At 62.6% G+C, this 12,047-nt stretch carries 11 protein-coding genes and 1 pseudogene; 5 read left to right on the forward strand and 7 right to left on the reverse strand.

What is annotated here, in order from left to right:
• Positions 1 to 40: 40 nt before the first annotated feature.
• Positions 41 to 889: a sulfurtransferase gene (locus tag LK440_RS11290; protein WP_005012610.1), complete on the reverse strand. Its 849-nt coding sequence runs from the start codon at positions 887 to 889 to the stop codon at positions 41 to 43.
• 31 nt (positions 890 to 920) lie between these two features.
• Positions 921 to 1,775, reverse strand: a complete 855-nt coding sequence (locus LK440_RS11295; RefSeq protein ID WP_005019028.1) for a DMT family transporter — start codon at positions 1,773 to 1,775, stop codon at positions 921 to 923.
• A gap of 173 nt (positions 1,776 to 1,948) precedes the next feature.
• Here LK440_RS11295 and htpX point away from each other — a divergent pair, with 173 nt between their 5' ends.
• Entirely contained in the window at positions 1,949 to 2,830 is an 882-nt protein-coding gene (gene htpX / locus LK440_RS11300) for a protease HtpX (protein WP_005012607.1), read from the forward strand.
• A 120-nt stretch (positions 2,831 to 2,950) separates the two neighbouring features.
• On the opposite strand, the gene LK440_RS11305 is transcribed toward htpX, so the two are convergent.
• Positions 2,951 to 3,940, reverse strand: coding sequence for a quinone oxidoreductase family protein (locus tag LK440_RS11305; protein ID WP_005012606.1), 990 nt, complete (start codon positions 3,938 to 3,940; stop codon positions 2,951 to 2,953).
• Positions 3,941 to 3,991: 51 nt separating this feature from the next.
• A pseudogene (locus LK440_RS11310) lies at positions 3,992 to 4,881 on the reverse strand (DMT family transporter).
• A gap of 87 nt (positions 4,882 to 4,968) precedes the next feature.
• Between LK440_RS11310 and LK440_RS11315 the strand changes: the two are divergent.
• Positions 4,969 to 6,189, forward strand: a complete 1,221-nt coding sequence (locus LK440_RS11315) for an ISL3 family transposase (RefSeq protein WP_005011985.1) — start codon at positions 4,969 to 4,971, stop codon at positions 6,187 to 6,189.
• 123 nt (positions 6,190 to 6,312) lie between these two features.
• On the opposite strand, the gene msbA is transcribed toward LK440_RS11315, so the two are convergent.
• On the reverse strand, positions 6,313 to 8,088 hold the full coding sequence (gene msbA / locus LK440_RS11320) for a lipid A export permease/ATP-binding protein MsbA (RefSeq protein ID WP_017685673.1): 1,776 nt from the start codon (positions 8,086 to 8,088) through the stop codon (positions 6,313 to 6,315).
• Positions 8,089 to 8,182: 94 nt separating this feature from the next.
• Between msbA and LK440_RS11325 the strand changes: the two genes are divergently transcribed.
• The 3 genes from LK440_RS11325 to LK440_RS11335 are packed head-to-tail and all read left to right on the forward strand — an operon-like array spanning position 8,183 to position 10,176.
• Positions 8,183 to 9,139, forward strand: coding sequence for a heptosyltransferase (locus LK440_RS11325; RefSeq protein WP_025341367.1), 957 nt, complete (start codon positions 8,183 to 8,185; stop codon positions 9,137 to 9,139).
• A 12-nt stretch (positions 9,140 to 9,151) separates the two neighbouring features.
• Entirely contained in the window at positions 9,152 to 9,916 is a 765-nt protein-coding gene (locus LK440_RS11330) for a YdcF family protein (protein WP_005012592.1), read from the forward strand.
• Between the two features lie 2 nt (positions 9,917 to 9,918).
• A complete protein-coding gene (locus LK440_RS11335; RefSeq protein ID WP_076879486.1) occupies positions 9,919 to 10,176 on the forward strand; it encodes a YkgJ family cysteine cluster protein in 258 nt (85 codons plus the stop codon).
• On the opposite strand, the gene LK440_RS11340 is transcribed toward LK440_RS11335, so the two are convergent.
• Together LK440_RS11340 and LK440_RS11345 are read right to left on the reverse strand one after the other, a co-directional pair.
• Complete coding sequence (locus LK440_RS11340) at positions 10,173 to 11,333, reverse strand: glycosyltransferase family 4 protein (protein ID WP_005012587.1); 1,161 nt, start codon at positions 11,331 to 11,333, stop codon at positions 10,173 to 10,175. The two genes, LK440_RS11335 and LK440_RS11340, sit on opposite strands and share 4 nt — an antisense overlap.
• The gene (locus LK440_RS11345; RefSeq protein ID WP_005012585.1) at positions 11,311 to 12,015 is read right to left on the reverse strand and encodes a polysaccharide deacetylase family protein; all 705 of its coding nucleotides are present in this window, start codon (positions 12,013 to 12,015) and stop codon (positions 11,311 to 11,313) included. Before LK440_RS11345 ends, LK440_RS11340 begins: the two co-directional genes overlap by 23 nt.
• Positions 12,016 to 12,047 lie beyond the last annotated feature (32 nt).

Genomic DNA, 12,047 nt, shown 5'->3' on the forward strand with positions numbered 1-12,047 from the left:
AAAGGCGGCCCTGCAGGGCCGCCTCGTTGTTGCGCCAGGCTCAGCCCTTCGCAACAGGCCGTGAGGCGTCGGCACACCATTCGCTCCAGGAACCGGGATACAGGCGCGACCCCGTCAGGCCGGCGATCTCCATGGAAAGCAGGTTGTGGCAGGCGGTGATACCCGAGCCGCACTGATGCACGATTTCATGCGGATCGCGGCCATCCAACAGAAGCGTGAACTCTGACCGTAGCTCAGCGGCATCCTTGAAACGCCCTTCGGGCGTCAAGTTTTCAACATTGGGCCGATTCAAGGCGCCCGGTATGTGGCCGGCAACGGGATCCATGGGCTCGACTTCGCCGCGATAACGATTGCCCGCGCGGGCATCGATCACGGTGAAAGCCTGGGCGGGGATGTTCTGCAGCACGGCCTGCGCATCGACCGTGCCCACCAGGGGCTGAGCCGGCACGATGCCGGACAACGGCGCCACCGTTCTCACCGGCCCGCTCTCGGTAGGCCGGCCTGCGCCATTCCAGGCCTGCCAGCCGCCATCCAGCACGGCAACGCGCTCATGCCCTATCCAGCGCAACATCCACCACAGATGGGCGGCATACATGCCGCCACTGGCATCGTAGGCCACAACCAGAGTGGACGGCTTGATGCCATGAGCGGCCATCAGACCCGCGACCTGGTCGCGCGGCGGCAGGGGATGACGGCCATTCTGCCCCGTACGCTCGGCCGAGAGCTCGGTCTCGTGATTGAGGTAACGTGCGCCCGGAATATGCGCCTGCTCGTAGGCACGCGGCCCGACAGCATGATCCATCAGGTCATGGCGCAGATCAAAAATCCGCAGGTCGGCTTCACCCAGGCGAGCGGCCAGATCATCAACGGAAATCAAAGGCTTGGTCATTGAAGCTCCCTCTACAACAGGCTACGCAGTATCAATTGCGCGCCGAATCTCGCATGGTACGCCAAACCGACAGCAGGCCTGCGGCAATGATCAGAACCATGCCCGCCCAGGCCAGGCCGTCGAGCATATCGCCCCAAAAGCCCACACCGATGAGCGCCGCGAAAATGATGGTGGAGTACTGCAACGCGGCAGTTAGTAACGCCGCTCCATGCCCGAAGGCGCGTGTCATGGCCAACTGACCGAACAAGCCGGCGGTACCGACGCCGACCAGAGCCGCATAGCCAGTCATATCGGCGGTGCCCCAGCCCTGCCAGGCCAACCCGACGACGCTGCTGACGCAGACCGCCACGGAAAAGAACAGCACCGTGCGCCACTCGGGCTCGCCTACGCGGCCCAGCTGCCGGATCTGCATCATGGCGATGGCCGACAGTGCGCCGGCCGACAGGCCCAGCATGGCAGCCAACCATTGATCGTCATTGATGCTGGGGCGCAGCACCGCAATAACCCCCAGAAAACCCAGCGCCACCGCCACGATACGAATCGTATCGCGCTGCGCCCCGCCCCAACCCAGCATCCAGCAGGCGATGAACAGCGGCGCGGTGTAGTTCAGGCTGGTGGCCGTCGCCAACGGCAGATGCGACAGCGCATAGAAGCCCAGCCACATCGACGTCACGCCCGAAAGATTACGCCAGAAATGCAGGCGCCAGGACGTGGGCACTATGGACTGGCGCGCGGCGCGCGCCCATATCAACAGAAGAACTATTGATGGCAGCCCACGAAACAGGACAACCTGGGCCAACGAGGCGCCGTGCTCAGCCGACAGCTTCACGAACGACCCCATGATGGCGAACATGGCAGATGCCAACAACATCCAGAGTGCCTGCATGGGTACCTGAAATAAAGGAAGGGCGAGAGGAGATATAGGGGAAAGCGATACTATACTCCCCATCCCGGCGCGCCTGATTGGCCGCCGGGAGCCCCCGGGGAACCGACCAGCACGGGGCTGGTCAAATCGGGGCTAAAAAATCGTTTTTCCGCTCGCAGAGGAAACTCAACAGAATGAAACGCGTCTTCCTGTTCCTGATCACCAACCTGGCCGTGATGCTGGTGCTGTCAGCCACTTTGCGCATCCTGGGTCTGGATCGCTTCATCACGGCCGAAGGCCTGAACGTCAATGCCCTGCTGGTATTTTCCGTGGTGGTGGGTTTTACGGGCTCCATCATTTCGCTGTTGATCAGCAAGCCCATGGCAAAGTACAGCACCGGCGCTCAAGTCATCGACCCGAACGCGCCGCGCAACCAGCGCGAAGCCTGGCTGCTGGACACCGTCTATCAATTGGCTGACCGGGCGGGTATTGGCCGTCCGGAGGTCGCCGTCTACGAGGGCGCGCCCAACGCCTTTGCGACCGGCGCGTTCAAGAATGACGCGCTGGTGGCCGTCTCCACAGGCCTGCTCGATAGCATGAGCGAAGAAGAAGTCGCCGCCGTGCTCGGCCATGAGGTCGCCCACATTGCCAACGGTGACATGGTGACGCTGACGCTGATCCAGGGCGTGGTGAATACCTTCGTGGTATTTCTGGCACGCGTAGTCGGCTACTTCGTCGATCGCACGGTTTTCCGCACCGAGCGCGGCGTCGGGCCCGGCTTTTACATCACGGTGATCGTCTGTGAGATCGCCTTCGGCGTGCTGGCTACCATCATCGTGGCCTGGTTCTCGCGTCAGCGCGAGTACCGCGCGGATGCCGGCTCGGCCCAATTGCTGGGCGCCCGCGAACCGATGATCCACGCACTGGCCCGCCTGGGTGGAGAGCAGCCCGGTGAACTGCCCAAGTCCTTCCAGGCCTCGGGCATAGCCGGTGGACGCGCCATCTCGGCGCTATTTTCTTCGCACCCGCCGATTCCCTCGCGTATCGCAGCGCTGCAGCAGATGCGGGTCTCCTGATCTCGCCCTACCCGGCGCCCGTCGGTTGTTTGCCGGGCGCCAAGCCGACAAGAACGGATCCGCAAAAGACAGGGCCGGCATATGCCGGCCCTGTCTTCATTCACACTCGATAACCCGGCCTCAATCCAAGGTCAGGATCGTCGCACCCGTAGTTTTGCGGCCAGCCAAGGCCGTCTGGGCGTCACCGGCCTGCTCGAGGCTGTAGCGTTGATCAATGCGGACTTTGATTTTCTTTTTCTGCACCAGACCAAAGAGCTCATCGGCAGCGGCCTTGAGCTTTTCCGGGGTATTGATGTGCAGGCCCAGCGAGGGGCGTGTCACATACAGGCAACCCTTCTGGTTGAGGATGCCAAGGTTCACGCCGGTGACCGGACCGGAGGCATTGCCAAAGCTGACCATCAGTCCGCGCGGTTCCAGACAATCCAGCGAGGTCTCCCAGGTGTCCTTGCCCACGCCGTCATAAACCACCGGCACCTTCTTGCCGCCCGTCAGTTCGAGTAGACGCTCAGCGACGTTTTCGCGCGAATAGTCGATAGTCTCCCAGGCGCCATGGGCGCGGGCCAGCTCGGCCTTTTCGGGGCTGGAGACAGTACCGATCAGCTTGACCCCCAGCGCCTTGGCCCATTGGCAGGCAATCAGGCCCACGCCGCCTGCGGCTGCATGAAACAGAATGGTCTCTCCACCTTGCAGGCGATAGGTCTGGCGGAACAGGTACTGAACGGTCAGGCCTTTGAGCATGAGGGCCGCGGCATCGTCAAAACTCACTCCCTTGGGCAATTTGACGACTTGCGCAGCCGGCACGTTGCGTGCCTGAGCATAAGCGCCCAGCGGGCTTTGCCCGTAGGCAACACGGTCCCCCGCTTTCAGGTGCTTGACCTCGGCGCCGACTGCCTCGATCACGCCGGCGGCTTCAAAGCCCAGACCGTGCGGCAGAGGGTGCGGATAAAGCCCGGTACGGTAGTAGATGTCGATGAAGTTCAGGCCCGCGGCGTGCTGGCGAATGGTGACTTCATTGGCAGCCGGGGGCAGAACCTCAACCTCCACGACCTTCAGGACCTCGGGGCCGCCGTGCTGTTCAATACGGACTGCCTTGACGAGCTTGTTGGCCATTCTGGCCTCCTTTCTGAAATGACATTTAGGCAAAACAACCTGAAGGCCGCGCTATCCCGCTTTGGCGGGGCGCCTGCCTGTCAGAACGAAAACCCCTGCCAACACCAGCGCCGTACCGGCGAGCTGCCAGACGGTGATGGGTTCGGCCAGCAGCCAGGCGGCAAGAAAGAGCACCGAAACCGGCCCCAACATGCCCAGCAACGAGGCCGTGGGCGCGCCCACCAGCGCGACTGCCCACATCATCATGAACACCGGCAACACCGTATTGAGCGTGGCGTGGATAAGGGAATAACCATAGACGCCGGCGGATTGCACCAACACCGAAGGCGGATGCACGACAAAAAACTGAATCACGCAGGCCACACACACGACACCAGCATGGCATAGGCGACCAGGCGCGTGGCTCCGACGCGCTTGACCAGCTCGCCGGAGCAGATCAGGTAAACAGAATAGCTCAGCGCCGAAGCGAAAACGAACAAAGACCCTTTAACGACATCAGACCCGCCACCGGTTTCCGATAAGTCGTGAGCAAAGACCAGAACTACCCCCATATAGGAAAGGATCATGGCCCAGAGCTGGCGCCGCGTAATGGCCCGCTTGAGCCACCAGGCCGATAACAGAACCACCAGCGAGGGCGACAGAAACAGGATCAGGCGCTCGAGGCTGGCGCTGACATACCGCAGCCCGAGAAAATCCAGAAAGCTGGACAAGTAATAACCGATAAGACCCAGCACGCAGATCTGGATGCGCTCACGGGTCGTCAGCGTGGCGATCTGTCCGCGCGCAGCCCGGCGCGACTCCCACCAGGCCACCGCTGCGAAAAAAGGCATGGCGAACAGCATGCGAAAGGCAATTAGCGTCACCGCATCGATGCCATAGCGATAGGTAAATTTGACAACCACGGCTTTGGCAGAAAACAGGATGGCTCCCAGTCCGGCCAAAAAATAGGTTCATCGCGGAATAGCGTGGAGCCGTGCTTGATTGCCGTTACGCTTGATCCTTGATTTTCAAGGATCAAGGCCGGGATCATGCTGGACCGCAAGACGATCGAGAGGTTGGGTGGGTGGGAAGGTTATCGGGTGGAGCGGGTCGTGTGGCCTGAAGGTGAGAGCCGGACGGTCACGATTTACCTGAAGCCTTCAGCGCGAACGATGCACTGCGAGCACTGCGGCAACCGATGTCGGCAGGTGCATGAGACGACCACGCGCCGGGTGCGGGATCTGCCGCTAATGGCGCTGCGAGTGACGCTGGTAGTGCCGCGTCGGCGGGTCTGGTGCGAGCAGTGCGGTGGACCGCATCTGGAGAGGCTGAGCTGGCTGGGCCGTTACCAGCGAGTGACCGACCGGCTGGCCGAGGCGGTCAGCCAGTTGCTTGAGTCCAGCAACATTCTGGCCGTGGCGCGCTTCTTCCAACTGGGTTGGCACACGGTCAAGGCGCTGGACAAGGCCCTGCTGCGACGGGCGATCCAAGAGCCGGACTGGAGCCAGATCCACTACCTAGCGATGGACGAGTTCGCTCTACACAAGGGCCATCGTTATGCCACGGTCGTTGTCGATCCGATCCGCCGTCAGGTGCTATGGATCGGTGATGGCCGCTCGCGCGAGACGGCCAGAGCCTTCTTCGAACAACTGCCAACTGGGGTTGCCCAGCAGATCCGGGCCGTAGCGATCGACATGACGACGGCCTATGAGCTGGAGATCCAGGCCAACTGCCCCAACGCCGAGATCGTCTACGACCTGTTCCACGTCGTGGCCAAGTACGGCCGTGAAGTGATAGACCGGGTGCGTGTAGACCAAGCGAACCAGTTGCGGCACGACAAGCCGGCCCGCCGGGTGATCAAGTCCAGTCGCTGGCTACTGCTGCGCAATCGCAAAAACCTCGATCCGTGCCAATCGGTAAAGTTGGACGAGTTGCTCCAGGCCAACCAGCCCTTGCTCACCGCTTATCTGATGCGCGATGAGCTCAAACAGCTGTGGTTCTACCAACACCCCGGCTACGCCCGCCAGGCATGGGATCACTGGCTGCAACAGGCTCAGGGCAGCGGCATCGCCGCCTTGGCTCACTTCGCGCTCAAGCTAAAAGCCTATCTGCACGGGATTCTGTCTCGCTGTCGCCACCGGCTCAACACCAGCATCGTCGAGGGCATCAACAACACCATCAAAGTCATCAAGCGCCGCGCCTACGGCTACCGCGATCAGGAGTACTTCTTCCTCAAGATCCGGTCTGCATTCCCCGGTATTCCTCGATGAACCAAAAAAAAACCGCCCGTTGTCGGGCGGTTTTACCGGCGAAACCGGTGGACTCTCTTTGCAAGTACAGCAGTCTATCCACACGTCATGCAACCAGGCATGAAGGAACGTAAGCACTCTCGCTCAGTCGTCGCGGAACTGCATGTTGTAGAGGGTGGCGTACAAGCCACCCGCGGCCAGGAGTACGGCATGAGGCCCTTGCTCCACGATACGGCCCGCATCGAGGACGATGATGCGATCGGCATTCTGGACCGTGGACAAACGATGAGCGATCACCAGCGTAGTACGCCCCCGCATCAGGCGCTCCAGCGAGCTTTGCACCTGGCGTTCGGACTCGTTATCAAGCGCGGAAGTGGCCTCGTCAAGGATCAGGATAGGCGCATTCTTGATGAGGGCGCGGGCAATGGCCAAGCGCTGACGCTGGCCACCTGACAGGCGCGCGGCATTTTCACCGACCGGCGTATGCATGCCCTTGGGCAGGCCATCGACGAAGTCCTGCAGATTGGCCGCGGCCAAGGCCTCGCGCACGTGCTGATCATCGGCCTGGCCGAGCGCGCCGTACCCAACGTTGGCAGCGATGGTGTCGTCAAACAGCACGACATCCTGGCTGACCAGCGACAGATGCGAGCGCAGGCTACGCAACTGCACCTCGTTGATGGGCACGTCATCAATGAGAATGCCGCCCTCGGTGGGCAATACGAAACGCGGCAGCATGTTAACCAGCGTGGTCTTGCCACTGCCGGAGCGGCCCACCAATGCCACCGTCTGCCCCGGCTCGACCACGAATGACACATCCGCCACCGTATCACGGTGGGCGTCGGGGAAGCGATGTCCGACCTGACGGAACTCGATCTTGCCGCGAACGGGCTCGGGCAACTGCCGCGGACCGTCGTCGACCTCCGGAATCTGGTCGACCAGAGTGAACACACTCTCGGCCGAGACCAGCATTTTCTGCATCTTGCTGGCCAGGTTGGTCAGTCGCTTGATGGGGTCGAAGATCTGGGCCAACGCGCTCATGAAGGCCGCAAAGGCACCCGCGGTGAGCGCGCCCGCGTTGGCTTGGCCGAGCGCGACGGCAATCACAGCACCGACGGATATCGCAATGCAGACCTGGGTCAATGGCGTCAACGCAGCATCAGCCACAGCGGTACGCATTGCAAAACGGCGCAGCCGGGCATTGACATAGGCAAAACGACCGCGCTCGGCGTCATAACCATCAAACAGTTTGATGACGCGCTGGCCATCGATGCCTTCGCTCACCACGCGGGTGAGTTCAGCGTTCATGTTGACGGTTTCGCGGTTGATGCGGCGCAGCCGGCGCGCGAAGCTTCGCGCGATCCAGACCGAGATCGGCATCACCACCAGGATGATGACCGTCAGCAGCCAAGACATATACAGCAGGACGCAGACCAGCGAGATCACGACCAGGGTTTCACGCACCAGGACGGTGATGACATCCGTGGCATAACCTGTGACATTGCCGGCGTCAATGGTGAAGCGGTTGAGCAGCCGCCCGGTATCGCCGCGCTTGAAATCCGCGTCCGGCAACCCCAGCAGGCGGTCGAACATCTCGCGCCGTATGCCCAGCAACACATTGTTGGCCACCCAGGCCAGCAGGTAGTCACTGAAAAAATTGCAGACACCCCGGATGAAGATCAGGCCCACCACCGCCAGCGGCACGGACCAGATATATTGTGGTTTGTCGCCGGCAAAACCGCCATCGATCAGCGGTTTCATGATGACGGCCAGTGTCGGCTGCGTTGCCGCCGCCCCCGCCATCAGCAAGACGGCCAGCAGCAGCCCCTTCCAGTAAGAGCCCACCCGGCTGTAGATGCGCTGCCACAGCACGGCTTTGACCGGTTCGTTACCGGCGGTTGCGTCACGTACGCCAGAAGTCAAGGAAGCACTCGCTTTAATACAATCATGGCGGGATTGTACCTGCCGACACCGGCTCTCTCGAATGATATCCACCCTGCGGGGTGATCGGTTTTTTATGTCCGCACCATTCACCCTCTATGTCCGCGTGCCCAATTGGGTCGGCGACGTCTGCATGAGCTTGCCCAGCCTGCACCTGTTGCAACAGACCGGCCTGCCCCTGGTCATCTGCGCCCGCCCCTGGGCACGTGACCTGCTCGACGGCCTGCCCAAGGCCGGGTTTCTGCCCATGACGGGCAAATGGCGCAGCGACCGCGCCACGGTGGCACGTCACCGCGACGGCCCAAGCCGCGGCCTGCTGCTGCCGGACTCCCTGTCCAGCGCGGCCGTGTTTCGGCTGGCCGGGGTGCCCAGCGCGGGCTACCGCGATGACGGTCGCAGTTTGTTACTCCGGTGGCCAATGGACAAGCCCGCCCAGGACGTGCATGCCGTTCAATCCTGGTATTACCTTACACGGGCAGCCCTCCAGACCTGGGGGCTGCCCGTTGGTGCCCCCGAGGCGGGCTCCTCGCTTGACCTGCCCGTGACCGAACGGCATCGCAATGAATGCGAGGCCGCGTTGGCCGCAGCCGGCCTGAGCCACCTGCCCTTCGTGCTGATTGCCCCGACGGCAACGGGCCTGCACCGTGGCAAGGTCAAGGTCTGGCCGCAATTCGACGCCTTGACTCGAGTCTTGCAGGGCATGGGGTATACCGTGGTAATGTGCCCACCTGCGTCGGAAGTTGAAGAGGCGCGCCGCAATGCACCCACGGCGACGCTGCTGCCGCCACTGGGACTGGGTGCCTTTGCCTGCCTGACGACCCGCGCCCGCCTGGTGATATGCAATGATTCCGGCGTCTCGCACATCGCCGCGGCTGCCGGCGCCCGCGAACTGGCCTTGTTCGGCGTAACCCGCCGGGAACGAACCGGCCCCTGGTCGGCTCGCGCAGTCTGCCTGGGCGCCGAAGATGTCTGGCCCACCCTGGCCGAAGTCGAGGCCACCGCGCGTGAGCAACTGCAGGGCTGCCTCCCGTAGCAACGTTTGGATATGACGATCAATAGTTACCTGACCAATCTCATCATTCCGTTTAACCTTTGCCTCACCCTGGTGGTGCTGGGCCTGGTGCTCTGTCTGGTGCGCTGGCGCAAAACAGGCTCGACGCTCATCGCGGCCGGGCTGATCTGGGTTTTCGCCTGGTCCTTGCCCGTGACATCCCTCTGGCTGGGAGGCGCGCTGGAGAAGCGTTATCCCCATCTGGCCGCACAGACTGCCCCGACCGCAGACGCCATCGTCGTTCTGGGTGGAAACACGGCCAACGGGCGAGCCAATTGGTTTCTCCCGTACGAGAAAGAAACGGCAGTGGTGCGCGTGGATGTGGCCACCGATCTGTATCTGGCCGGGCGCGCGCCCAAAGTCGTGCTGTCTGGCGGCGCGCTGGAAGGCAACGTGAGCGAGGCTCAGGGCATGGCGCACCGCATGCGCCAACACGGCGTGCCCGACTCGGCACTGGTACTGGAGAACGCCAGCCGCAACACGTATGAAAACGCCGCCCTGACCGAGGATACGCTGCGCGCCAACCACATCGACAAAGTGCTGCTGGTGACCTCGGCCCTGCACATGCCGCGGGCCATGGCCGCGTTCTCCAAGCAAGGGGTCGAAGTCATTGCCGCGCCGGCGCCGCCCCAGATCGTGCTGCCGGCAGGCAGCGGCATCACCCCCTGGATTCCGGATACGCGCGCGCTGGACGCCAGCCGCTCCATTATCAAAGAGTATGCGGGCCTGCTGGTGTATTGGTTGCGCGGCTGGGTGTAGCTATGGAGTGCCGCCCCGGATGTGCTGCCTGCTGTATTGCGCCCTCGATATCCAGTCCCATTCCCGGCATGCCGGATGGCAAGCCAGCCGGTGTGCCCTGTATCCAGCTCGATGAGGCGATGCGGTGTCGGATTTTCGGGCATCCCGACCGTCCACGGGTATGCGGGTCGCTGCCGCCTGAGCGTGAAATGTGCGGGGAAAACCGACAAGAGGCGTTGCACTGGCTCGCTATGGCCGAGCGCCTGACCGCGCCGGGCTAGCGTTTGCCATCGGCCGGTCTTTCGCCGAGTATCCCTGCGTAGAGCGCTTCGTAGCGGGCCGCCACAGCCTGCCAGCTTTGTTGCTCGGCCAGCGCCAACCCATTGAGCACTAGGCGTGCGCGCAAGGCCTCATCCTCACCCAACCGTGCAATGGCGCGTGCCAGGCCGGGCCCATCACGCGGATCGTCCAGGATGAGCGCCTGAATGCCGTCTTCAAGGTAACGGGCAAAACCACAATAGGTAGGCGGGCTGATCACCACGGGTAATCTGTGAGCCATGGCCTCCAACGGCGCCATGCCGAAACTGTCGTTCAGTGTCGGATGGACATAGATGTCAGCCGCCTCGTAATAACGGTCGACCTGCGGCGTTGGCGCCACCAGGTTGACCCGCGCCGCCAGACCGCTTTCAACGACGGCGCTACGCGCGGCCTCATCGGCCCCGACGACCAGCAGTCGATAGCTCTGCGGCAGTTCAGGCAGCGCACACAACAAGGCAGGTAGGCCCTTGCGCATAGGGTTGCGCGCCACCAGCAGGCAGATCGTCTGTTGTGCTCCCAGCCCTAGCTCATGGCGCGTGGCCTGCCGCCGTTGGGCATCCGCCGGGGCCGCAGCGTGAACGCCCGGAAGGATGGTGCTGACGGGCAATCGTGGACCATACGCGGCGTGCAGCTGCTCGACGATGAGCTGCGAGACCGCCACCACGCGGCGGCCGGGAACCTGCGCCACGCGCGCGCGCTCGAGCCAAAGATAAGTGGCCAAACGGGGGCTCAGCCATGACGCCAACCGCCGAATGACAGGCGCACCATGCATGCGGTTGTAGCGCACGGGCGTCACGTGCATGACCTGTACTTGGCCCGCCCAGCCATTCATGTGGGAGTGGACGATGTCGAAACGTCCTCCACGGGTCAACCGCCAGGCACACCAGGCAAAGTAGAGCACCCGCACCCAGCTGGGCAGCCGGGGGCTGGCCCGTACAGGCAGATAAGCCAGTCGCAAATCGCTGTCGTACTCACGGGCGACTACGCTGACGTCATGCCGCTCTGACAGAACACGCATGAGTTCGACGCCATAAGCTTCAGCGCCGCCAAAGCCTTTGCCAAAGCGGTCGACGAGCAACGCGATGCGCAGCCGACGTTCAGCGCCGGCGGCGGTCTTCATAGCGGGTCAGGGTTTTTTGCAGAAAACGCAGCAGGTGGGTCGAGCGCGAGACGGTCACCCGAGGCAGTCCAAAAGGATCATCCGACGCTCGGGCCAGGCCCCGCACGGTCAACGTGGCGTTGTCATAGCCAGCCTCGCGCGCCATGGCCATGTGTTCGGGCCCATGGTCGCCATAGGGATAGCAAAACGCCGTCACCGGCGCCCCGACGAGTTGCTCGAGCTCTTCCTTGGACTGACGGATCTGGCGGCGGGCCTCCTCGGCCCCGAGCTGCGGCAGATGCACGTGATCCAGCGTGTGCGAACCGACCTCGTTGCCGGCGGCATGCCATTGACGCATTTCGTCGACACTCATCAAACCCGAGTAAGGAATGCCTTTTTCGGCGTCCCATACATTGCTGCCGTTCATCTGGTGCGCAACGAAATAGTTGGTGCCAGTAAAACCCAGCGCTTCGAGCACCGGCGCGGCATTTTCAAGCACGTTGCGATAGCCATCGTCGAAGGTCACGCCGAAGACCTTGCCGTTTTTCTCGCCGCGCAGATAGGGCATGAGATCTCGCATGGACAGGCCTCGATAGCCCAACCGATGCATCCATGTCATCTGGCGGCGAAAGCTCGCCGGATGCACCGTCAGGCCGCGATATGGCGTGCCGCTGGGCGCGGGCTGGCCGATCTGGTGGTACATGAGGATGGGAATTGGATTCATGGGCGGATTAT

This window comes from Bordetella holmesii (assembly GCF_020735985.1).
GTDB lineage: Bacteria > Pseudomonadota > Gammaproteobacteria > Burkholderiales > Burkholderiaceae_B > Bordetella > Bordetella holmesii.